The organism is uncultured Sphaerochaeta sp., assembly GCF_963676625.2.
Taxonomy (GTDB): Bacteria; Spirochaetota; Spirochaetia; order Sphaerochaetales; family Sphaerochaetaceae; genus Sphaerochaeta.
The window spans coordinates 175803-199324 of record NZ_CAXXYB010000013.1; the positions used below are offsets into that span (position 1 = coordinate 175803).

Here is a 23522-nt window from a genome sequence, read left to right on the forward strand (position 1 = left end):
AGAAGGAATTTGAAAAGTGCAAGCGCAATGACATACAAGTGATATAAGGGAAAGGCAAGAAAATGGAAAAAACTGTTTATCTAGTATATAAAACGCACCTCGATATTGGATTCACGGCTCTCTCTTCAGTAACGATACACAGATATATGGAACAATTCATACCCAATGCAATACATACTTCTTCGCTGCTCAAGGAATCAGGTGCAAAAGAAAGGCTTTGCTGGACAGTTGGTTCCTGGCTTGTTGATTATTATCTGACAAACGCTACACCGGAGCAGGCAACCTTATTGGAAAAAAGTATCCAGAACAAGGATATAGCCTATCACGGATTACCCTTCACTACCTACACAGAGGCAATGACACCTGACCTACTCGAATATGCACTGTCCATAGGAAAGAATTTGGACAACCGATTTGGATTCGATACGATAGCTGCCAAAATGACAGATGTCCCCGGACATACGCTTTCCATGGTTCCGTATCTGGCAAAAAGCGGTATCAAGTTTCTCCATATAGGGATCAACGGAGGTTCGGCAATCCCTGATGTACCACCTATATTCAGGTGGGTAGCTCCAAGCGGGGAAGAAATTCTTGTCCAGTATAGTGCCAGCTATGGGGGGGAGGGATTATTTCCTGGTTCCAACAGTATCCTGGCCATTGAAAACAGTGCTGATAATTCGGGTCCCCCTTCGGTCGCGGAAATCAAAATGATATATACAAAACTTGAACATACGTATCCAGGAGCTAGGATCGTCGCATCGTCCCTAGATGATTATGCACGTTCAATTCTACCACTGAAAGACGCATTTCCTATTCTGGACAAGGAAATTGGGGATACCTGGATACATGGAATCGCCTCGGATCCTTACAAATTGGCACGATATCGATTATTCCTTTCCATCTCGAGAAAATGGCTTCAAAAAGGTTTATTCTCCAAAAACAGTGTAACGTACCGGAAATTCATGGGACAATTGCTAATGATACCGGAACATACCTGGGGATTGGATATGAAGAAATACCTTCCTGATTATAAAAACTGGGACATCAAGGACTTTGAAAAAGCCAGAAAGGAAGACAAGATTTCCATTGAGGCAATTCCGCAAGCCTACGCTTTCATAGAGGAATTCACCCAAAAAGAGGTCGCTTCGATTTTCAAGGACAAGATGCTTGACCGCCACGCCTTGACATACTCATTTTTCGAGAGCTCCTGGAAGGAACAACGAGCCTATCTTGATTCTGCATTGAAGACACTCCCCCCCTATCTAAAAACCCGTGCATTAAAAGCTGAGAAGGATTTGATTCCTGAACCTTTTTGCCAGGAAACAGGGGATAAAGACTTTTCCGACACCAACACGCTTCACTTATTTGGAAAAACCATCATTTTTTCCGATTCAGGAGCAATCATGTCCATCAAAGATGAGAACAATCTGCAAATTCTTTGTAGCGAGGGTTTCGGAGCCTTTTACTATCAGATTTTCAGCGCTGAGGATTACCTGTATTATAATTTGCACTACAACAGGGATTTCGAAAAACACAAAATATGGATATGGCCCGATTTCGGAAAACCAGGCATGGAAACAGTCCAACCTCCAGTTCAAAATAAAACCTATTTTCCAAGGACAATACAAAGGATCTTGCGCAAGAATGAAGTGATCATATCCCTTGGACAACTTGCCGAGGCACCGAAAAGCGCTCCCAGGAAATTGACCTTGCGATACAGTTTCAATGAAAACGGACTCCCTGTAAGGATAGCACTCGATTGGTTCGATAAAAAGGCTACTCGATTACCTGAAAGCATGCTTTTTTCGTTTGACCTGGGGCGTCCGGCCCATAGCAATTGGAAAATGATAAAACTTGGGTATGCCCTGCAACCAGACAGGACTGTATCAAATGGAGCCAGAAGTATCCATTGCGTCGATTGCATCCAACATGATGATCTGAGCCTCACCCCCCTCGACTCGCCCTTGGTATCGATCGGGGGCAAAGCCATACTTGCCTATGACAATCTTCCTGCACAAAACAATGGTAAATATGTTTTTATCATCCAGAATAATATTTGGGGAACAAATCATCCTCTATGGTATGAACAAGATGGAAGGACCCGGTTCGAAATAGAGTGGAACACCAATCATGGAGAGAGAGATCCTAGCAAGAACGCCCCATGATGGTAGTTTTGCACCAGATCTTCCCGTAACTCCATTTGCCCCAAAGACTCCCTGGAATCGAAAACAATTTGATTTACCTTGATCATTGACTTTTCTTATCTGCCATGTATAAAATTAATTGATAATTTATGGTCATCAAAATCTTTTCAAAGCAACAAATACCTTGAAAGATATTCTTGGTGTGCTTTGGAATGGGATATTTCAATCAGTACAGATATTCCCCTAGAATTGACAATCACATGACAAGAAAAACCTCAGACCTACAGTTTTTTCTCTAAATTCTCCTGCTTCTTCCTGAAAATATGCTACAATATTCATATAGTGTCCATATTTGGGACATTATTCACAAGTTGCGAATTGCACTTTCATGACTAGAAGTACAAACTCTATAATAATAGATTGTTTTGTACTTTAGAAAACACGGGAGGCGACTACATGGCAACCATCAAACACAACGCAGAGAGGTTGGCCCTTTCAGCCGGTATTGATTATGCATCCAAACATATCGAGAAAAACCCACAGAAAGGAATTCTGGATATCATCGACTTGGTTGAAAAATATATGCCCTCAACCAAACATGATGAAACCTACACGGATTCGGGCAACGCATACACTAACTTCAGGCGTTTCATAAACGATCCTGACTCAAAATGGTTGAAATACGGTACTTCCCTTTTCAATGACCTTGACCCGAAGATTTTAAAAACCTTCATTCTCAATCTGGGATTCGAAGCAGGTTATTGCGGATTGGAGCGAGCTCGGACCTTGAGAGATCAGTATCACTTGAATTTTCCCTGGGTCATTCTCTTTGACCCTACCAGCGCTTGCAACAGACACTGCACTGGCTGCTGGTCGGCAGAATATGGACATAAATTGAACCTTTCCTTTGAAGACATGGACAAGATCGTAACAGAAGGAAAGGAACTCGGGATTTATTTCTATATGATGACAGGAGGAGAACCGCTGGTCAGAAAAGACGACGTGATCAAGCTTTGCAAAAAACACAAGAATTGTATCTTCAGCGCCTTTACCAACGGGACCTTGGTCGATGAGGCTTTCTGCAAGGACATGAAAGATGCAGGCAACCTGTTCCTGAATCTGAGCATCGAAGGTTTCGAGGAATCAAATGATTCACGAAGAGGAATAGGAGCTTTCGACAAATCCATGGAAGCCATGGATTTGCTGAAGAAAAACAAACTCTTGTTCGGCACCTCGATCTGTTATACAAGCAAGAATTACAAAACAGTTGTCTCTGATGAATTCTTGGATTTGATCATCAAGAAGGGATGCAAATTCTCTTGGTATTTCCATTATATGCCAGTAGGGAATGACGCTTCGGTGGACTTGATCCCCACAGTCGAACAACGTACCTATATGTACCATAGGATCAGGGAAATCAGAAGCATGAAAAACAAGACCCAGATATTCCCCATGGATTTCCAAAACGATGGTGAATTTGTCGGTGGATGCATAGCCGGAGGCAAAAACTACCTGCACATCAATGCAAATGGCGATGTTGAACCTTGTGTCTTCATTCACTACTCCACGGCAAATATCAAGGAAGTGTCCTTGCTGGAAGCCTTGAAGCAGCCTCTGTTCAAAGCGTATCACGACAACCAGGCTTTCAACGACAATATGCTCAGACCTTGCCCCATGCTGGAAAATCCTGAATTTTTGGAAAGAATGGTCAAGGAAACCGGAGCAAAGTCAACTGACTTGGCTTCTCCTGAAAGCGTCGATCATCTTTGTGCCAAATGCAAGGACTATGCAAAGGAATGGACCCCAGTAGCAGATGAACTCTGGACTGCATCTCAAAAAGCCAAGAAAAACGCATAGCCATCCAATTCAAGAAGCAAAAGCCCTTTTTCGCAATACTGGCGGAGAAGGGCTTTTATTGCATAAATTGCATTAAGCTATGAGGCAATGGCAAACCCCTGAATTCATCTGAAAATCCGGGAAAACACTGGCTTCTGCAAATGTTTCTGGGGCTTTTTGTTTCAATGCCTCATCCTTCATTCGGAATCAGCTTGGGGGCTTTACCTAGAGGTAGTGTAAAATCAAGTTTGCAATTTGGAGTTGAAAAAGGTCACTGGGAGTTCCATACTGTTTGATAACGACACCAACAGGAGGGACTTACCCAATGACCGAGACCAATGATAGCACGTTTTTTGCAATGAAACTACTGGAATTCGAGGATGCAGAGGATCCTTTGCTGGCAATGATCCAGTGGATGACCAATCAGATGATGGAACTTGAGGTGGAGCAGAAGTGCAACACATCCAAGGGTACCCACGAGAAGGAACGGCAGGCCTATCGCAGCGGATACCGCCCCCGTCGTTTCGATACCAGGCTTGGGACACTGTACATGCTGGTCCCGAAGCTCCGCAACGGGGGGTATGTCCCCTTTTTCGTGACCGAGAAGAAACGGAGTGAACAGGCACTGATCAATGTCATCCAGGAAGCCTGGACCAACGGGGTCTCCACCAGGAAGATAGATCGCCTTGCCAAGGCCATCGGGATCGAGGGCATCAGTGCCACTCAGGTAAGCAACATCACCGGTGAGCTGGACAGCCAGGTGACGGAGTTCCGCAACAGGCCACTGGAAGAGGAATACCCGGTGCTCTGGGTGGATGCGCTCTATGAGAAAATCAGGGACGACGGCAAGGTGATCAATGCCGCAGTATTGGTGGTCAGGGCAGTCGATTTGCACGGTGTGGTGCATATGATCGCCGTGGAGCCCATGTATGGGGAATCAGAGGCCTCTTATTCACAGCTGTTCGACAAGCTCAGGGAACGTGGCCTGCAAAAGGTATGGCTGGTTGTCTCCGACGCCCATCCCGGGTTGCAGGCGGCAATCCGCAAGTGTTTCCTCGGGGCCTCCTGGCAACGGTGCAAGGTGCATTTCATGCGCAACATCCTCGCCCACGTCGGACAGAAGGCGAAGGAGGACTTCGCCAGGCAGCTGAAGCAGATATGGCAGCAGCCGGACAAGCAGCATGCCATTTCCTATGCCAGGGCGATCGAGGCCGAATACGGGGACACGTTCCCCCAGGCCATCGAATGCCTGATGGGAGGGCTTGAGGATTCGCTGCAGTTCTACGACTACCCGTTGCTGGATTCCCGGAAGATCGCATCCAACAATGGCACGGAGAGGGCCAATGCCGAGATCCGCAGGAGAAGCCGTGTGGTGGGGGTCTTCCCCAGTGCCGGGTCCTACCTGAGGTTGTTGGTCTGCTATCTGATGGAATATGAGGACGACAACCAGAGCAACAGGTGTTACCTGAAAGCAGAGGCAATAGAGGAACAGCGGCGGCTGAGACACGCGGCATGATCATCAGATGGAGGAACTTTCAAGCCCCTTCGATTTTGAAATTGCAAACTAAACTTGACGCGACCTACCTAGAAACTGGGCTAATTACTTACAATAATTCGAATAATAAGGACTTTTCCTCTATATTGAGAGGAGGGTATGTTATTTTATAATCAAAACTACTCTTTTTCACTCGGAAATATGCCGTAGATGAAGATACACAGTATTTTTTGAAATCCCAAGGGCATCGGCAACTCTAGAAACAGAATCCTTGATACGGAAAACGCCTTTTCCATAGAGAATACGGATTAGTTCTTTGTTTTTGTTAATTGCCGGAATATTGGAATTTAGCATAACCTGATTCCGTGCATCGTTTACGGCTTCGGTAATGGCATCTGACATGCTGTTGGCAAAATACTCATTTTTCGGTTGTTCAGATTTGCTTTCCAATAGGGACTGTAAAATCTCGGAAAGTGGGGAGTCCATGTAAAAATTGATACAGAGCATTCCTATTACACAATTGTTTTCCCCAATGACAGAAATTGTGGAAGATTTCAGATGTTCTCCAGCTTGGTTAATTGCATTATAGGAAGTATAGGACTCTGTGGCGGAAAGTCCTTGGTCAGATATGCGTTTCAACATATTCAGCGCCAAATCTGTGAGTGGCGCCCCGACTGAACGCCCCGAATGATAACCATTCATGATTTTGACTACAGAATGATTATAATCCTCAAGGCTATGCAAGCTGATTTCACAAGCAGAACCAAGATATGTAGACAAACCCTCAATCATGTTAGCATATGAATCCATGATTAATTTATTCGTTTTTGAAAGCTTCATATTTCATTCCTTATTCATGACCGGGAGGTCAGATAAACAATGTTCAACCTCGGTTTTTTACGATTTTAACACATGGCAAAAGGATTGGCAATGAAACAAACGCCCCCTATTAAATGAATTTTTTAACATTGACATTAATATTTTAACGTAATAGAATTTTAAATAGGAAGAGTCGAAGGAGTACGCTATGAAGAATCAAGATCTAGTGCTTATTCCAAATAAAGGATTGTCCAGACTCAAATGGGAATATGAGCAAAAACGAACGTCATATGACGACCTACTTTGCTTTGGAACCGCTGATATGGACTATGCCTCACCAAAACCCATTCTTTCAGCACTTTGTGAGGTAGTAGGCAAAGGACATCTAGGCTACCCTCTAGCTTCCGATACATTCTATGATGCAATTCATGACTGGCTTCTTCGCACAACATCATGGGATATTGACGCTCATTGTTGTGTAAGTCAAAATGCAGGAATTTATATGTCAGCCTGGAATATTCTAGAAACCCTGACCAGACCAGGAGATAAGATCACAATTCTGACCCCAGTCCATTTTTGCTTCAAGCGGATGATAAACCTGAATGGCCGCGTTGTAATTGAGTGTCCGCTAATCTCAGAGAATGGCAAGTATATGATTAATTTCAGCTCTCTGGAAGCCTGTTTTACAAGTGGCAGTAAAATGTTCTGGCTGTGCAATCCACACAATCCTATAGGTCGGGCATGGAGCAAAGAGGAATTACAGAAAATTGCAGAACTTTGCAGTAAGTACAATGTACTCATCATGTCAGATGATGTCTATTGCGGCTTAGTTTTCTCTGGTAAAAAATACACACCTATTGCTTCTCTTTCAAAGAAAATATCCTATCGAACAATCACTTTATATTCAACAAGCAAATGCTATAACACAACAGGTCTCAGGCATTCCTTCATCGTGGCGGAAAACCCGGAACTATTTAAAGAGTATGGAGAATCCCTTGAAAAAGTCGGCCTAGGATATGGCCTAAATATCATGGGAATTGCAGCGACCATTGCTGCGTTCAACGAATGTGATGAATGGCTGAGCATAGTAATAAAGCAGATTCAGAAAAACTATCATTTTATCAAGGGCTACTTTGCCGAACATCTACAAGGGGCAATTGTTGCGGAATCTGAAGCTACATATTTTGCATGGGTGGATATGCGCCAACTCAGGATACATCATCAACAGATCAGCTATCTGATAGAACAGGAAGAACACATAATTATAGAAAATGGGGCAGTCCTCGGGAAAGGAGGTGCCGGTTTCATCCGCATCAATCTAGCAACTTCAGAAGAAAACCTACGTGAAGGCGCAAAGAGACTCAAGCACTTCTGGGAACAACATAGCTCCTAAGATATATCTGATCCAATAATACAACAATAACCAGGAGAGAAAAAAAATTATATGAAATTCGATTTTGACACAACACTAGACCATAAAAATAACGGCTCTTATCGTTGGGGAATGTCTGATATGCCCAATGATGTAATCGGTATGGGAACGGCAGACCTGGATTTCAACTGTGCTCCATGTATACGCGAGGCACTGATTCCCATTGCACAGGAGAATTGTTACAACTATAGACAACGACCTGATGAATACTACAAGGCAATCAGCGACTGGTATAGTCGCAATTATGGACTGACTGTAAAGAAAGAATGGTTAAGTAGCGTTCCCAGTACAATTGGTGCAATACGAATAGCTCTTGGGGTTTATGCAAAACCTGGTGATACCGTGATCGTTCAAACGCCTTTATTCAGTCCGATCGACTGGGCCATCAATGGTGCAGATTGCAAACTTATTGCCAATCCATTGACGCCTATAAAAGGTCACTATGAGATAGATTTTAATGATTTTGAAGCTAAAATAAAAAAATATCACCCATCTATTTATCTAATGGTAAACCCTCACAATCCAACTGGAAGAGTGTTCAATCAAATGGAACTTGAACATTTGGTGGAAATATGTGCAGATAACGGCGTAACCATTATTTCCGATGAAGTTCATGGAATGATTATCTACGATCAACATAAGTTTATTCCGATTCTTGCCGTTAATGATAAGGCACAGGAGATAAGCGTACAGATTGTAAGTCTCAGTAAGGGTTACAATGTAATGAGCCTTCCTCACGCAATCATAACAATAGCGAACCCAGACATGCAAAAAGCATGGATGCGCCAGATCCAAGCATATTCTTTCGGCTACGCTACCAATAGTTTTTCCATTGCAGCTGTCACTTCCATCCTGAAAGGAGAAGCAGACGAATGGATGCATGAACTCAACGCATATCTCTTCAATAATCTTGAAGAGACTCTGGATTATATCAAGGAACAACGTCTCCCTTTGATTCCATATAGACCTGAAGGAAGTTATCTCTTGTGGATAGACTGCCACGAAGCAGGTATCGGAACGGAGGAATTGGCTCAATTCTTCATGGAAAAAGCTCACATCCTTCTGGATGACGGAGAAGAAAATTTCGGATCGGAAGGTAAGGGATTTATTCGAATCAACTTCGCCGTTACCAACAAAATATTAAAAGAAGCCTTAGGTAGAATAAAAAAGGCTTTTGAAGAATTATGACTCATGCAATTTTAAGGGGAGGGAGTAGTTATGAGCGTGAAAATTGAAAAGAAAAATCGCGAGCCCAAGGAAATGACCACAAAGCGTGCGTTATTTGGCTTTCTTGCTCCAATTTTAGTGTTGGTTTTTTTAATTGGAGTTGGAGCTGAGGTGACCATTGCTGCATTAGTAGCATTGTTCTTGATGATTGCATTCTGCGTCTACATGGGGTACATCTGGAAAACTATAGATGAAGCCATGGCCGAGGGTGTTCGCCAAATTGCCACAGCATCCATGATTATGCTTCTGGTAGGATGTTTGATTGCTGTCTGGATGTCATCAGGTACCATTCCTACGTTGCTTTACTACGGAATGAAGATTATCACCCCTAAACTGTTTCTTCCAATTTGCTTCATCCTTCCTGCATTCATGGCAGTCTGCGCAGGAACCAGCTGGGGGTCTATCAGTACCATTGGAGTAATCCTTTGCGGCATGTCTGCTGGACTTGGAATCCCTCTTGGAATGACTGCCGGTGCCGTTATCTCCGGTGCTTTTTTCGGAGACAAGATGAGTCCTCTTTCCGATACAACATTGCTTGCAGCTTCTTCGGTGGAAGTACCTTTGTTTGATCACATCAAATCTATGTGGTATACAACAATTCCTGCAACAATTATTTCTTTAATACTCTATACAATTCTTGGAATCAGGGCTTCTGGAAATATCAATGTTGAAGCCGTAAATGAATTATCAAACGGGCTCTCAGCAACTTTCAATATCAATATCATCCATATAATTCCTGTTGTACTCGTATTGATTCTTTCTATTAAACAAGTACCGGCATTTATCTCCTTTGGTATCGGTATCGGTTCAGCCATTATCTGGTCCATGGTTTTTCAGGGACACGGATTTATAGAAAATCTTGGATTCATAATGAGCGGTTTCTCTGTTAATAGCGGTGTTGCTGCCGTTGATACCTTGGTTAACCGAGGGGGTTTCTCAAGCATGCTTTCACTCGTTGGAATTTTGCTGGTTCTTGGAATGCTGAGCGGCCTCTTCTCGCAGACAGGTGTTCTCAATATTCTGGTAAACAAGTTATCAAGCAGACTCAACACACCGGGAACTCTTTTGCTCGGAGTATGGTTCTCCGCTCTGCTAATTTGTTTAATTGGTGGTCAATATCCTGCTATTGCAATTACGGCTGTTGCTTATAAGGACGTCTGTGACAGAATGGATATTCATCGAGTAGTATTATCTCGTACCCTCGAAGATGTAGGTACTATGGTCGCGGCCATTATTCCTTGGAGTGCATGGGTAATAGGCTACGGAGTAGTTCTTGGTGGCGTCACAGTTCAGGAGTTCATTCCTTATACGTTCCTTTGTATGTTATGTCCCATCATATCATTAGTTAATAATTTCCTTGGAATCGGTCTTTTCCACAAAGATGATGAAGTAAAGTATCGCCCTTTCTGGAGAAGAAAAAAAGCCTGATAATACTAGTTTATGAAGCAATTGCAAAACCCTGAATTCATCTGAAAATCCTGGAAAATAATGGCCTCACTAAATGTTTTGGGGATTTTCGTTCCAATGCCTCATCCTTCAATCGGGACCAGCTTGGAGAATTCCCCTGCTGGACATGAACGATACCAGAGGGAAGTTGGCTTCAGGGTTCTATGGCGACTCCATAGTCGGGAACATCTGCAGGGACAGCACAACCATCGCCGCCGACGACAAGGTAATAAGAACAGGCAGGTGGGCCCAGACTACTGAGGAATCAATTGCCTTGCCCAACAGGCACTGAGCCTTCGGCGCCAAGGGCTTACAAGGTCTCTATTGATGTTATCGACGACGGTTTTTTCCTCACCACCTTTGTGATCACTGGCGCCAATGTCAATGATAACCAGGTGTCCATTCCGTTGGAGCAACTCACCGACAGATATGTCACCTCCCTACATACCCCTATTACAGACAGCAAAATAAAATCCTTCATACGATTGCAAAGCAAGGAGCATCTCACCGATCCTGTAAAACAGAGGAATTCCATGCCATTCGCTCCGAACGAGACATTGCACTTCAAGGCCAGGACAACGGTGAAAAGGACAAACGGCCAGATGAAACTGCATTATCTCCCGCAGATAATTCACCTACGGATACAGAACGTTCAAATTCATCGTGGGAATTGCGATGGTTAGCGTCATACAGATCTCCGGAATAGCCGTAGCCAGACCGGCATAAGCCTTTGGGAAACAGCGAATAAATGAAAATCCTTGGAAAGAAGGATGCCTTGGCGTACACTTCAAGAAAAGATTTTGTTATCGACCTGCCAAACCCCAGGATCCTCATTCCGAACCTATCGGAAACAGGGCCCAAGTATCAGAAAACCCTGGTTTGTGGTAGTTTTGCAATTATCTCTTATTTTTAATTTTAAATAGGCATTTGCAATTTTTATTTTTTTTGGAATCAACACTAGGGATATTGTCGTCCTTCCTGGATAGCCTTGCAAAAAACTGTCAAAGTTTTCTCTATCTCCTCATACGTCTGGGCTGTAGGTTGCTTGAAGGAAATCCAACCCTTGAGCGTATTGTCCTGTAAATAGGTACCCATATCTGCCAGACATTTTTCGCCATCCCCCCCACTGTTACAGGAAAATAGATACACTTGTTTTCCCTTGAAATTTTCCTGGGAAAGAAAGGAACGTACAGGGGCTGTCATCAAACCTGCCCAAGTAGGGGTTCCCACGACCAGACAATCATAATTCTTCAGATCAATGTCCTCGTTTTCCAAAATAGGTCTTTCATGAAAGACGGAACTTTTCCCACAGAAAAAATATTTTTGGAAGCCTTCCTTGGGAAATTTCTTTTTGGGAAACAGACGAATGGGGACGGCTCCCGTTTGTTCTCCGATCTTTCTTGCAATGAAATCGGTGTGCCCTTCCATTGAATAATACACAATTGCTATACTCATAATCTGGGTTTTCCTTACTTCCTTAAGTAGAAATATAGTAACACATTTTTTTTCATCCTGCATCGCTTTTTACAGGAGTCTCTTGCAAGCCCACCCTATCTCGTCTATAACAAGATTATGAATACTTTGTATGCAAATTTGATAGACTCACACTTTCATCTGCAATCCCTGGGAAAAAAGGGAATGGATAGCCAAGTGCTACTCAAACAGATGAGCGAATACCATATGGCTGGAGGCATCGATATCGGTGTCGACTGTGATGATCTTGGACAACGGTCGCTCCTGGTGAAAGATTTCCCTTTCATCAAGCAAAGTGCAGGGATCGGTCCTTGGGGAGTTGATGAGGGAAAACCCTCCATTGACGCCCAACTTGAAATCCTTGAGCACCAGATTGACACCTTTGGAGCTTGTGCCATTGGTGAAATAGGACTCGACAATCATTGGAAATATGGGACGGAAGCTCTTCAAGAAGAACTTTTCACCAAACAAATCGAGATGGCAAATAAAAAAAACCTTCCTATAATCATTCACAACAGGCAGGCTGACCTTCTTCTTGGCAATATCATTGCAAAAACAACCTTCGCGAAGCCTGGGCTCATCCACTGCTTCCAGGGAACCCTGGAGCTTGCCTTGCTGGCAATCGAACAAGGATTCTACATTTCGTTCGCGGGTCCCCTGACCTTCAAGAAAAATCAAGGAATGCGGGATATCCTATCAGAAATTCCGCTCGACCGAATACTTTTGGAAACCGACAGCCCGTATCTTAGCCCGGAACCCTATCGGGGACAGATAAATACACCCTTGATGATGAGCCACATCTACGAAACGGCAGCTTCTGTCAAAGCAATGAGTGTCGAAGAGCTTGCAACACAGATTCAAACCAATTTCCAAGCGTTTTTGTCCTAGGATAACAAGTTCTGAGCAAGGGAAGCGGTAAGGGAGTCTCTCTTTTCTCCGCTCTGGCTTTGAGCAAAGGGAGCAAAGGCTTCACTGAAAGGGAAAGATCATCAGCAACAACGGCAAGCTGTTGGCTATAGGGAACCAGCATCAAATAACGGACATCGACCACCCATTGCAAGGTAGTATCTGAGCCGAAATAGTCTTCCAATTGATGTACCCCTGGAGCAGCTACTTGCAGTATCTTTTGGTTTTGCATCTTCTTAAGCACCGACTGGGCATAGGCTTTCCCGGTGGTTTCCTCTGTCTGTTCCAGCACCTGGAGAGAAGCGTCCGGAAAGGAAGCTTCAAATGACTTTGCAGAGGCTTCTGACCGTTCATCGCCTTGCTGAAACAACAATGCAGTAGGCAAGTGATGCTTTCGCTGTTCCTCTTTCAGAAACAACGCGGCATCACTCCAGCCTGCATCGTCGTCTGCTGTCAGGACCACATCAAAAAAAACATTTTCAAGGCCCAGGGGCCCCATCCCAACGACAAAGGGTCGAGCAGGCCCTTCCTGAAAATTTTCTTTCTTCTCAAGCGCTGTCAATAAGGGAGAAAAAAGAACCATTTTTGTTTTTTTATCCGAGAACACCTGAGAGAGCAGATCATCGTCCAAGGGGAGAGGATCAACAATGAATACCTTGGTGGTATAGCCTGCTCGAAGAAATAATTTCTTGGTTTCTTGACTTGTTTGTTTCCATTGGGTATCTGCATACTGGGCGTCAAGAAAAACAGCTACCCGCGGGAAAAACAGGGGCACAACAAAAACAGAAAGACTGATGGCTAGCACCACCAGGCAAAGGCTTGATAAGAGAATACGGACTTTGCTTTTCATGGCCAAACTGTAGCAGTGAGCTGGGTTAAGGTCAACATTTGGTTGTATACAGGTTGACCACTTTGGGCAGATTGGGTAGATTTGTATCGATACAAAACCTCATTATCACGGAAGGAGCAAAATATGACGTCCTATAAGGAACTCGGACTTGTAAACACCAAGGACATGTTCGCCAAGGCAGTAAAAGGTGGCTATGCCATTCCTGCTTATAACTTCAACAACATGGAACAGCTTCAGGCAATCATCATGGCCTGCGTCGAAACGAAATCACCGGTAATTCTTCAGGTTTCCAAAGGTGCTCGAGACTATGCAAACATCAACCTTTTGAGAAACATGGCTCGCGGAGCAACGGAATATGCCCATGAACTCGGCTACGATATCCCTGTAGTATTGCACCTTGACCATGGTGACAGCTTCGAAACCTGCAAGGAATGTATTGACAATGGATTTTCTTCTGTCATGATTGACGGTTCCCATTTCCCCTATGACGAAAATGTTGCATTGACCAAAAAAGTCGTGGAATATGCTCACCAGTTCGATGTAACCGTAGAAGGTGAACTGGGAGTCCTCGCCGGTATCGAGGATGAGGTATCGTCAGCCGTAAGCCATTACACACAACCCAGCGAAGTCATCGATTTCGTTTCCAAGACCGGCGTAGATTCCCTGGCGATCAGCATCGGCACCAGCCATGGGGCAAATAAGTTTACCCCTGAGCAATGCACCCGTAATGCCGAGGGCATACTGATTCCACCTCCGCTTCGCTTCGACATCCTCAAGGAAATCGAAAAGAAACTCCCCGGCTTCCCCATCGTATTGCATGGTTCCTCCTCAGTCCCCATGGAATATGTAAACATGATCAACGAAAATGGTGGCAAACTCAAGGATAGCGTCGGTATTCCAGAGGAGCAGCTTCGTCTTGCTTCCAAGAGTGCCGTCTGCAAGATCAACATCGACAGCGATGCTCGCCTTGCAATGACTGCCATGGTTCGCAAAGTCTTCAACGACAAACCGGGTGAATTCGATCCCCGCAAATACCTCGGACCCGCTCGTGCAGAGTTGAAAAAGATGTATATGCATAAAAACATCGATGTACTCGGTTCCGCTGGCCAGGCCTGATAACTACAAGTTTCGAAAAGCCATCTGTAATTAATCAGATGGCTTTTTCGTTTATTCTTGGCATGCAGTACTTTGACATATACTACAGCATGTGTTATATTTGTTCATGCTGGCTATTTGGCTGGCTTACCCTCACAAAATTACAGTGGTTTTCTGCGAAAACACAAGGAGCTCGATTGGCTACGAAGGATTTGAGGATCAATAGACAGATCCGTGCTAAAGAAGTATTCGTCATAGATGCTGAAGGAAATCAGAAAGGCATTATGAACGTTTTTGATGCAGTATTGCTTGCCGAAAGCGAAGGGCTTGATTTGGTGGAAGTATCTCCAAATGTAAACCCTCCTGTTTGCAAGGTACTCGACTTTGGAAAGTATCGGTATGAACAGGAGAAGCGGCTTCGGGATGTAAAAAGAAACCAAACCGTAATCAAGATCAAGGAAATCCGGATGCAGCCCAAGATTGAGAAACACGATCTTGAGACCAAGTCAAAGTTCATAGGTGATTTCCTTGCCGAAGGCAATAAAGTCAAGGTAGGCATTCGATTCAGAGGCCGTGAACTGGCCCATACAGAATTAGGAAAAGTTGTCTTGAATAAGATACTTGCCCAGCTTACTGAAAATGGTGTAGGGTTCAACATTGACAGAGATGCAGTGATGGAAGGCAAAATGATGAGTATGATCGTCAGCCCCCTGAAAAACAATGTAAATCCTGTCAAGAAAGACTAATTTTTGAAACAGTATCCTGCATAGGATGTTGAATATGCTGCTCCAAGGGGTTCTTGTTCCTTGTGAGCGCAAGATGGAAGGTGCAAAAATGCCCAAAATGAAAACAAGACGGTCCGCAGCAAAGCGGTACCATGTTACCGGGACTGGCAAGGTTCGCTATAAAAAGCAGGGCCTCCGCCATATTCTCACCAAGAAGAGCAGCAAGCGAAAGGGTAACCTTCGTGCGCCTGGGATTCTCGCCAAAATGGAAGCAAAAATAGCCAAGACTATGCTTCCTTACGCGTAGGGGGTGGGAAAATGCCAAGAGCAGTAGACGGAACAAAACACAAGGACAGAAGAAAAAAGATTCTTGACCTTGCAAAAGGTTACTATGGTCGCAGAAGTACCAACAATCGTGTCGCAAAAGATGCAATTGCAAAAGCAGGTAAATATGCTTATCGTGGTCGTAAAGAGCGCAAGCGGGATTTCCGCAAGCTCTGGATCGCAAGAATTAGTGCTGCCGTACAGGCTGAGGGTCTTAACTACTCACAGTTCATGCATGGCTTGGTGCTTGCTAATATCGAGATCAACAGAAAGGCTCTCTCCAATATGGCTATTGAAGACAAGACTTCTTTCTCCGCTCTCGTTGCACAAGTAAAAGTTGTCTTGGGGAAATAACCCCTGACAATTCGTCCAGATTTATTAAGGAGTGGTTATGTCTGTTGTTGATACCGTTCAATTATTGGAACTGCGTACCAAGAAAGCCGCAGGTTTGATTGCTATGCTCCGTAAGGAGAAAGCAGAACTCCAAGAAAAGTTCGACTTGGTCAACACCCACAACGCCGAACTCGAAGAGTATGCAGAGACTTTTTCGACAAGCAACAAGCTTATCGAGGAAAGTATCTCCAAGGCTATGGAAAATCTTTCAAGTATCGATGGATTGGATGATGTTCTTTTGATGGATGACACTGCACTTGAATTGGAGGCCGCGGAAGGCTTCACTTCAGGGGATGCACTTGCCATGGAAGAAGATATTGATCTTGATTCCCTTCTTGATGATTCCCATACACTCTAGAGAAACCTTCAGAGTCTGGGCTATGTCCAGGGAAACGGGACCTTCGGGCCCCGTTTTCTTTTTCTCATACCCCTTTTACAAACGCATTTCTTATTGTACCATGTACGGGTGACAGGGAAACCTGCCCTTTGATATTTGACAAGTTCCTGCGGTGTTGGCCCGGGGCCATAGTCTCTTGGCTCAAATTACAATTACGGGATACGGCATAGCTGATTTGCATTGATCCAACCCTTCGGGGTTTAACGGAACAGAATCTTCAGCTCAACTGGCATCCCCCTTGAACCACAGGTTCAAGAGCATACTCCGGTATCGGCGCCGCAGGTTTTTCTTGCATACAGGAAATAAAATCCATGACAACATCTAACGAAAACCTTAAAGATTTACTCTTCATCAACCTTCCCCCTTCAATGGAGAGGGATATCAATGACTTCCATATCGACAGTTCAATCGAAATTCCGGTACAATTTCCCGACGGGAAACAGAAAATTGATTCTTCTACGGAAATCAGCATTGAACAAATCATAGCTGGAATGCTCAAGATCATTGCCTATGATACAAAACACCCGCATTTTGATTATTACCGCAAGTTCGTGCTAGCTTCCCAGCCGGATGCCGTAAAAGAACTGAACATTGCGGCCATCTCCAAGGAAAAAAACAATTCCCTCGATTTTGCCGAGGAACTTTTTCTTACTGTCAATCATCTGGAACCGATCAGTGCCACGTTTATCAATCTGGCAACCCTATACAGCAAACGAGCCACAGAAGATACGACCAAGGGAACCAGTTATGACTTCTACCAACAGAAAGTACTCAACACCCTCACCGAGGGACTTGAATTACTTGGTGAAGACGAGAACCTGCTCAGTGAACTCGGATTCTTCCATATGTATCAGGGAAACATCGAGATTGCCAAAACGTATCTTGACCGCTATCTTGAAGTTGGCACAGATACCGATAAACGCAAACACGTTCAGAACATCATGGCCGATATCAATAATAAGCTGAATGACGATAAGTCCTTGATGCAGGCATATGATGAGATTCAAATGAACAATGAGGAGAAAGCCCTCTCCCTGCTCGCTCCTTATCTGACACAAAACCCAAAGGTCTGGAATGGCTGGTTTCTCAAAGGTTGGGCACTCAGGAGACTTGAGAATTTCGAAGAAGCCGAAAAGGCTTTCCTTACCTGTCTTTCCCTGGGAGAGACGAATAGCGATATTTATAATGAACTTGCCCTCTGTTCGCTCGAGGCACACAATACTGAATTGGCAAAGAACTATCTCAATACCGCCATTGATCTCGATGGAGAAAATCTTACCTTGCTTTCCAATCTTGCCTACCTTCACCTCAAGGACCAGGAATGGGATGAAGCCAGGGAATTTCTGGAAATGGCCAGAAATGTCGATGGCAATGACCCAGTGATTCTCAAACTCATGGAAGATTATCAGGCTGCTTCCGGAGATACTCTCAGTGCTCCCATCGTCCAGGAATTTGTGGATACAGCTACACTGAAGGAAAAGGAAAGACTTAAGGCGAAAAATGAAAAACCCTTCCATATTCCGGGTAAGGAAGATTCAGATGACGTTGAAGTAGACTTTGAAGAAGCCTTGGAAGAAGAACATGCATGCTCCTGCGGTCATGACCATGGAGATGAACCATGTGACTGCGGTGATGATTGCAGTTGTGGACATCACCACCACGAGGAATAGAACTATCATGCAAGTGATTAGTAAGAGTGCACAGGATACAGTAGAATTAGGACGTCGTCTGGGCTCTGCCTGCAAAAAAGGCACAGTCATCTCCCTCCGTGGAAGTCTTGGAGCAGGAAAGACCGTGCTGGCAAAAGGAATTGCTCAGGCTTTGGATATACAAGAAGCCATTGTCAGCCCAACCTTTACCTTGATGCAGGAATATGACGGAAAATACAAGTTGTACCATATGGATCTCTACCGATTGAGCGGAACCGATGAGTTTGAAATGATCGGTGGCGAGGAAATGTTGTATGGTGATGGCGTGACATTGATCGAATGGAGTGAAAAGATTCAGGAAATGCTTCCCGATTCAACAATTTATGTCGATATTTCCATTATGCCCAACCAAGAAAGGGTTATAACCATCGAAGGAATAGTAATATGAACATCCTGAGTGTAGATACTTCAACCGAAGCCCTGGGTCTATGTCTCGCCCAAAGTACCGAGGAAAATCTATTTTCCCGGTTTGAGACAAGAACCCTTGTCAACGGTTCCCAACATTCAGAAAAGCTAATTCCGGAAATTCTGGAATTATGTGAACGCAATAAGCTCAGGCTGCAAGATATTGATCTGTTGGTTTGCACCAACGGCCCTGGATCTTTTACCGGACTGAGAATAGGAATGAGTAGTTGCAAGGGAATAGCCCTTGCAGCAGGAATTCCCTTGGTTTCAGTATCTACCATGGATGCAATCTATGAAGGCTTCAGTTTCTTTGATGGAGCAGTAGTACCTGCCATTGACGCAAGAAAAAATCGTTTTTACTCAGCGGTATTTGCTGAAGGAAAACGACAAACCCCGGATCTTGACTGTGCTGGGGAAGAACTTGCAAAACTACTCGAGGGGTATGAACGAACCTTGGTCATCGGTCCCGATGCAAAAGCTTTTGCAAGACAATTGGGAACGTACAGGGGAAAACTCATCGTCGATGGCAACCCTTCTGCCAACCTTGCCTTGATCTTGGTCAGGATAGGACTGGAAAAATTCAGGACAGTCGGAGCCGATGATATCGGTACTGGACCTGCTTATGTCCGAAAGAGCGATGCAGAAATTGCATTGCAGGAAAAGATTCGTAAATCGGAGGAAGTCCATGGTTGAACAAGACATAATCATCATAGGTTCAGGAGTAGCTGGAATGGCTGCAGCCCAATATGCAGCAAGAGCTGGGCGAAGTGTCACCCTGATAGAGGAACTTGCCCCAGGCGGGCAGACAATGTATATCGATATGGTAGAGAACTACCCTGGTTTCGACAAACCGGTCAGCGGATATGAGCTGGGAATGAAGTTCCAGGCTCAGGCAGAGCAATTCGGGGCCAAGATCGTATATGCCTCGGTTTCTGCCCTTTCAAAAGAAAACGACAGGTTTACCGTTACTACCAGCAGTGAAAGCTATCAGGCAAAAGCCGTTATAGTGGCCACAGGGGCAAAACACCGTCATCTTGGAGTCGAGGGAGAAGAGACGTATCAGGGGAAAGGGGTTTCCTACTGCGGGACCTGCGACGGACCATTCTTTCGAAAAAAGAAAATTCTGGTAGTAGGTGGAGGAGATACTGCACTCACTGATGCAATATACCTTTCCAAGCTCTCGGATGATGTCACGATCGTACACCGAAAGGAACGTTTCCGTGCACAAGAGAATCTCATTGAACAAATTAGCCGCAACCCTCATATCGAAACGTTGATGCAACAGACAATTACAAAGATCGAGGGTGATGAAAACCATGTAACAGGAGTGATCCTCAAGGACCTGGTTTCAGGAAAGGAGTACTCCAGGGAATTCGATGCAGTATTTATTTTTGTAGGCATGATTCCCCAGACAGCCCTTCTTGTAGCAAGCCTGCTTGACAAGGGAGGGTATATCCCTACAAATGAACGAATGGAAACCAAGCAAAAAGGTCTCTATGCTGCAGGTGATGTAAGAGACACTGTTTTTAGGCAATTGGTAACTGCGGCCAGTGATGGTGCAATCGCGGCCCACTGTGCAAGTGAATACATAGATGAAATCGAGGGCCGTGAATATCATTAGAACTTTTACAATTTGATTTTTATCCTTGACGATGCCCTATCGTTAGTGTTCTAATTAAGCTATGAATATTCTCATGGTTTCCAGTGAATCGGTCCCTTTTTCAAAATCCGGGGGTTTGGCTGATGTTGTGGGTGCACTTTCCACTGCATTGTCCACCCTCGGTTCTGATGTTCGGGTGTTGATACCTTGTTACGGCAGTATTGATACCAGTGGTTTTTCCGATCTTGCCATTGATGTGGAAGTATCTCTTTTAGGAAAAACAGAACACGTCTTCTTTATGGAAAAAGAACTGGACAAGGTCAGATTCTACCTTTTATGTCATCCTTGGTTCCAAAAAAGAAATGGTATTTACGGAGAAAATTCCTTTTCCCCCTACCCTGATAACTTACAACGTTATATGTTGCTCAATAAAGTAGCCATGCCCCTGTGCAAGGCCTTGAAGTGGGTTCCTGACATCATGCACTGCCATGACTGGACGTGTGGTTTCATTCCTTATTTTTTGAAAAAAAGCAACGATGACTTCTTTGCCAATACGAAAAGTATCATGACTATCCACAACCTTGCCTATCAAGGAGATTATTCTCGATTACAACTTCTGGATGCAAACATTGAACCTGATGAGAGGATGTTCAGTGGAGAGACCCCGGGAAAGCGGGTCAATTTTCTCAAGACGGGCATTGAATTTGCCGATGCCATTACTACGGTAAGCCCTACCTATGCAAAGGAAATCCAGACCAAGGAATTAGGATGTAATCTTGAGCAACTCCTCTTGCGTCGAAGCAGTGATTTGCAAGGCATCATCAATGGAATAGACTATGTTGAATGGAATCCTGAGACCGATGTTTTCCTGGAGAATCACTTTTCCCTTGAAAATCGTTCAGGAAAGCATGAGACCAAGGCTTTGGTCCAGAATGAGTACAACCTAAAACAAGACCCGACAATTCCCCTATTCAGCATGATAAGCAGGATTGCCGACCAGAAAGGCTTTGTGGAGTTATTGGAGGGATGTCCCTGTGCCTTGGAGAAGATTGTTCGGGATTATCCCTTGCAATTTATCCTTGTAGGTACCGGTGACCAGGCAATGGAAAAAAAGCTTATCGAATTGGGTGCCCAGTATGAGAATCTTTCGGTAAACATCCTGTTCAGTGACAAAGCGGCTCACAGAATTGAAGCCGCTTCGGACTTCTTTTTAATGCCGAGCCGATACGAACCTTGTGGTTTGAACCAACTCTATTCGCTTAGATATGGCACTCTCCCCATTGCCCGTCAGACGGGAGGACTAGCTGACAGCATTGTTGATCTTGATGAAAGTCCTACTCAGGGAACCGGAATTCTCTTTAAAACAATAAGTGGAGATGCTATAATTGAAGCTGTTGAAAGAGCTCTTCTCTGGTGGAGTAAAGGGCCAAGGGAATTGGAACATATCCAAACCAGATGCATGAAATTTGACTCGACTTGGGAACAATCAGCTCGGTCATATATAAAAATATACGAAACCAGTTTAAGGGAGAAAGAATCATGGTAAAAAAGGAAAAAGCAATCGCAATTGTTCTCGGAGGTGGTAAGGGAACGAGACTCTATCCATTGACCATGGATAGATCAAAACCCGCAGTACCCTTTGCCGGGAAATATCGCTTGGTTGATATCCCTATATCAAATTGCATCAACAGCGGAATCAGGCAAATATATATCTTGACCCAATTCAATTCAGCTTCCTTGCATAACCATATCTCCAATACATATATATTCGATACTTTTTCCAATGGATTCGTAGAGATACTTGCAGCCGAACAGACCTATCATAGCGAAAGCTGGTATCAAGGTACTGCTGATGCCGTGCGCAAAAACCTTAAACATTTCCACGACCAGAATGCTGATTATTATATCATCCTCAGTGGAGATCAACTCTATCGGATGGATATCCAGGAAATGCTTGACCGTCATATTGCCAGCGGTGCAGAACTCACGATTGCCGCAAAACCAATAAGCCGAAAGGACGCAACAGGCCTTGGCATCATCGGCAGTGACGAGAAAGGATATATCACGAAGTTTTTCGAAAAACCGGCCAATGATCTGGATATTTCTGAGTATAAAACCCCTAACGCTTACATGGAAGAAACCTTGGGCAAAAAAGTTGACACCTCCAACGAATACCTTGCAAGCATGGGTATTTACATCTTCAACGCAAAGACCATGGAAGAGGTCCTTAACAATGACAAAACTGACTTCGGAAAGGAAGTAATACCTGAAGTCATCAAGACCCGAAAGGTAGCAGCTTTCCTGTTTGATGGCTTTTGGGAAGATATTGGAACGATCAAGGCTTTCTATGAAACCAACCTTGACTTAGCTTCGATCAACCCACATTTCAATTTTTATGATGAAGCAATGCCGATCTACACCCATCGCCGCCATCTTCCGGCTACCAAGGTCAATTTCTGTAATATAAGTTGTTCCCTGGCCTCCGAGGGCTCGATCATTACCAATGCTTATATTGTCAATTCAATTATTGGTGTCCGTACCCTTATTGAATCAGGAGCTAGCTTGGATGGAGTTTATTGTATGGGTGCTTCATTCTATGAGACAGACGAACAAAAGAATGAAAACTCAAGGAAAGGAATTCCAAACATCGGAATCGGCAAGGGTACTATTATCAGAAAGGCTATCATCGACCAGAATGCCCGTATCGGAGATGGCTGCCGCATTGGTATTGACGACATTCCACGTCAGGAGGGAGACTTTGCAATGTATTCCATCCATGACGGAATTATCATTATCAACAAGAATGCCGTTATCAAGAATGGTACGGTGATGTAAGACAACCTCACGCAAAAATATGAAGCTGTTATCAGATGTAAAAAAGACAAGATAACAGCTTCTTTTATTTTCAGAATGGCAGGGATAATTTTTTACGTTACTATATACTAATAATACATTTGTGAGAACCAAGAATATCCAGCATATTCCGGATTTTCCCAAACACATAGTTGTTTCAAGTGCATTTCTATATTACAATTAGGGCATTACGATAAAGGAAATATATTGTGAGGGGTTATTTATCAAAAATTAAGACAGATAGTATTCAGGTCCTGCAATACTACCTTTTCCTGATACTTTCCCATTATTTCTTACCCAAAAACTATACACTTTTTTTGAATTCATATATTACAAAGAATTAGTATTTTCAATACCAGAATAAGCAGATAATCAAGAAAGAATGATAAAAGG

General features: G+C 44.0%; 24 protein-coding genes. 21 read left to right on the forward strand and 3 right to left on the reverse strand.

Annotated elements, in window-relative coordinates; genetic code table 11:
• Positions 1–62: 62 nt before the first annotated feature.
• The 3 genes from ACHZBG_RS17195 to ACHZBG_RS17205 all read left to right on the forward strand — a co-directional run bounded on the left by ACHZBG_RS17195 (position 63) and on the right by ACHZBG_RS17205 (position 5496).
• Positions 63–2165 (forward strand): DUF5054 domain-containing protein, encoded by a 2103-nt coding sequence (locus ACHZBG_RS17195; protein WP_320130697.1) that lies wholly within the window; start codon positions 63–65, stop codon positions 2163–2165.
• A 435-nt stretch (positions 2166–2600) separates the two neighbouring features.
• Positions 2601–4001 carry a radical SAM protein gene (locus ACHZBG_RS17200; RefSeq protein WP_320130698.1) on the forward strand — a complete coding sequence of 467 codons (1401 nt, stop codon included), beginning with the start codon at positions 2601–2603 and terminating at the stop codon, positions 3999–4001.
• Between the two features lie 304 nt (positions 4002–4305).
• Positions 4306–5496, forward strand: a complete 1191-nt coding sequence (locus ACHZBG_RS17205; RefSeq protein ID WP_320130699.1) for an IS256 family transposase — start codon at positions 4306–4308, stop codon at positions 5494–5496.
• A 168-nt stretch (positions 5497–5664) separates the two neighbouring features.
• Here the strand turns inward: ACHZBG_RS17205 and ACHZBG_RS17210 are convergent, their stop codons facing one another.
• Positions 5665–6315 (reverse strand): PAS domain-containing protein, encoded by a 651-nt coding sequence (locus tag ACHZBG_RS17210; protein WP_320130700.1) that lies wholly within the window; start codon positions 6313–6315, stop codon positions 5665–5667.
• A gap of 187 nt (positions 6316–6502) precedes the next feature.
• Between ACHZBG_RS17210 and ACHZBG_RS17215 the strand changes: the two genes are divergently transcribed.
• The 6 genes from ACHZBG_RS17215 (at position 6503) to ACHZBG_RS17240 (ending at position 11312) form a co-directional block, all read left to right on the forward strand.
• Positions 6503–7687, forward strand: a complete 1185-nt coding sequence (locus ACHZBG_RS17215; RefSeq protein WP_320130701.1) for an aminotransferase class I/II-fold pyridoxal phosphate-dependent enzyme — start codon at positions 6503–6505, stop codon at positions 7685–7687.
• Positions 7688–7738: 51 nt separating this feature from the next.
• Positions 7739–8914 carry an aminotransferase class I/II-fold pyridoxal phosphate-dependent enzyme gene (locus ACHZBG_RS17220; protein WP_320130702.1) on the forward strand — a complete coding sequence of 392 codons (1176 nt, stop codon included), beginning with the start codon at positions 7739–7741 and terminating at the stop codon, positions 8912–8914.
• A 30-nt stretch (positions 8915–8944) separates the two neighbouring features.
• Positions 8945–10381 (forward strand): Na+/H+ antiporter NhaC family protein, encoded by a 1437-nt coding sequence (locus ACHZBG_RS17225; RefSeq protein ID WP_320130703.1) that lies wholly within the window; start codon positions 8945–8947, stop codon positions 10379–10381.
• A 145-nt stretch (positions 10382–10526) separates the two neighbouring features.
• Positions 10527–10691, forward strand: coding sequence for a hypothetical protein (locus ACHZBG_RS17230; protein WP_394699424.1), 165 nt, complete (start codon positions 10527–10529; stop codon positions 10689–10691).
• Positions 10669–11082: a hypothetical protein gene (locus tag ACHZBG_RS17235; protein WP_320130705.1), complete on the forward strand. Its 414-nt coding sequence runs from the start codon at positions 10669–10671 to the stop codon at positions 11080–11082. The genes ACHZBG_RS17230 and ACHZBG_RS17235 overlap by 23 nt, the downstream gene beginning before the upstream one ends.
• 65 nt (positions 11083–11147) lie before the next feature.
• Complete coding sequence (locus ACHZBG_RS17240; protein WP_320130706.1) at positions 11148–11312, forward strand: hypothetical protein; 165 nt, start codon at positions 11148–11150, stop codon at positions 11310–11312.
• Between the two features lie 44 nt (positions 11313–11356).
• Here the strand turns inward: ACHZBG_RS17240 and ACHZBG_RS17245 are convergent, their stop codons facing one another.
• Positions 11357–11854, reverse strand: a complete 498-nt coding sequence (locus tag ACHZBG_RS17245) for a flavodoxin (RefSeq protein ID WP_320130707.1) — start codon at positions 11852–11854, stop codon at positions 11357–11359.
• Between the two features lie 117 nt (positions 11855–11971).
• Between ACHZBG_RS17245 and ACHZBG_RS17250 the strand changes: the two genes are divergently transcribed.
• Complete coding sequence (locus ACHZBG_RS17250) at positions 11972–12760, forward strand: TatD family hydrolase (RefSeq protein ID WP_320130708.1); 789 nt, start codon at positions 11972–11974, stop codon at positions 12758–12760.
• On the opposite strand, the gene ACHZBG_RS17255 is transcribed toward ACHZBG_RS17250, so the two are convergent.
• Complete coding sequence (locus tag ACHZBG_RS17255) at positions 12693–13628, reverse strand: hypothetical protein (RefSeq protein ID WP_320130709.1); 936 nt, start codon at positions 13626–13628, stop codon at positions 12693–12695. The genes ACHZBG_RS17250 and ACHZBG_RS17255 overlap by 68 nt on opposite strands.
• Positions 13629–13751: 123 nt before the next feature.
• Here ACHZBG_RS17255 and ACHZBG_RS17260 point away from each other — a divergent pair, with 123 nt between their 5' ends.
• From ACHZBG_RS17260 to ACHZBG_RS17310, 11 genes are all read left to right on the forward strand, one after another.
• Entirely contained in the window at positions 13752–14744 is a 993-nt protein-coding gene (locus ACHZBG_RS17260; RefSeq protein ID WP_320130710.1) for a class II fructose-bisphosphate aldolase, read from the forward strand.
• Positions 14745–14920: 176 nt separating this feature from the next.
• Positions 14921–15469, forward strand: coding sequence for a translation initiation factor IF-3 (gene infC / locus ACHZBG_RS17265; protein WP_320130711.1), 549 nt, complete (start codon positions 14921–14923; stop codon positions 15467–15469).
• An 88-nt stretch (positions 15470–15557) separates the two neighbouring features.
• Positions 15558–15755, forward strand: a complete 198-nt coding sequence (gene rpmI / locus ACHZBG_RS17270) for a 50S ribosomal protein L35 (protein ID WP_320130752.1) — start codon at positions 15558–15560, stop codon at positions 15753–15755.
• Between the two features lie 11 nt (positions 15756–15766).
• On the forward strand, positions 15767–16126 hold the full coding sequence (rplT, locus tag ACHZBG_RS17275) for a 50S ribosomal protein L20 (protein WP_320130712.1): 360 nt from the start codon (positions 15767–15769) through the stop codon (positions 16124–16126).
• Between the two features lie 37 nt (positions 16127–16163).
• Positions 16164–16523 carry a hypothetical protein gene (locus tag ACHZBG_RS17280; RefSeq protein WP_320130713.1) on the forward strand — a complete coding sequence of 120 codons (360 nt, stop codon included), beginning with the start codon at positions 16164–16166 and terminating at the stop codon, positions 16521–16523.
• A gap of 350 nt (positions 16524–16873) precedes the next feature.
• The gene (locus ACHZBG_RS17285) at positions 16874–18232 is read left to right on the forward strand and encodes a tetratricopeptide repeat protein (protein ID WP_320130714.1); all 1359 of its coding nucleotides are present in this window, start codon (positions 16874–16876) and stop codon (positions 18230–18232) included.
• Positions 18233–18239: 7 nt separating this feature from the next.
• A complete protein-coding gene (tsaE, locus tag ACHZBG_RS17290) occupies positions 18240–18659 on the forward strand; it encodes a tRNA (adenosine(37)-N6)-threonylcarbamoyltransferase complex ATPase subunit type 1 TsaE (protein WP_320130715.1) in 420 nt (139 codons plus the stop codon).
• Positions 18656–19369: a tRNA (adenosine(37)-N6)-threonylcarbamoyltransferase complex dimerization subunit type 1 TsaB gene (gene tsaB / locus ACHZBG_RS17295; protein WP_320130716.1), complete on the forward strand. Its 714-nt coding sequence runs from the start codon at positions 18656–18658 to the stop codon at positions 19367–19369. The genes tsaE and tsaB overlap by 4 nt, the downstream gene beginning before the upstream one ends.
• Complete coding sequence (gene trxB / locus ACHZBG_RS17300; RefSeq protein WP_320130717.1) at positions 19362–20297, forward strand: thioredoxin-disulfide reductase; 936 nt, start codon at positions 19362–19364, stop codon at positions 20295–20297. The genes tsaB and trxB overlap by 8 nt, the downstream gene beginning before the upstream one ends.
• A gap of 61 nt (positions 20298–20358) precedes the next feature.
• Positions 20359–21822, forward strand: a complete 1464-nt coding sequence (locus tag ACHZBG_RS17305) for a glycogen/starch synthase (protein ID WP_320130718.1) — start codon at positions 20359–20361, stop codon at positions 21820–21822.
• Entirely contained in the window at positions 21816–23111 is a 1296-nt protein-coding gene (locus tag ACHZBG_RS17310; protein ID WP_320130719.1) for a glucose-1-phosphate adenylyltransferase, read from the forward strand. The genes ACHZBG_RS17305 and ACHZBG_RS17310 overlap by 7 nt, the downstream gene beginning before the upstream one ends.
• Positions 23112–23522 lie beyond the last annotated feature (411 nt).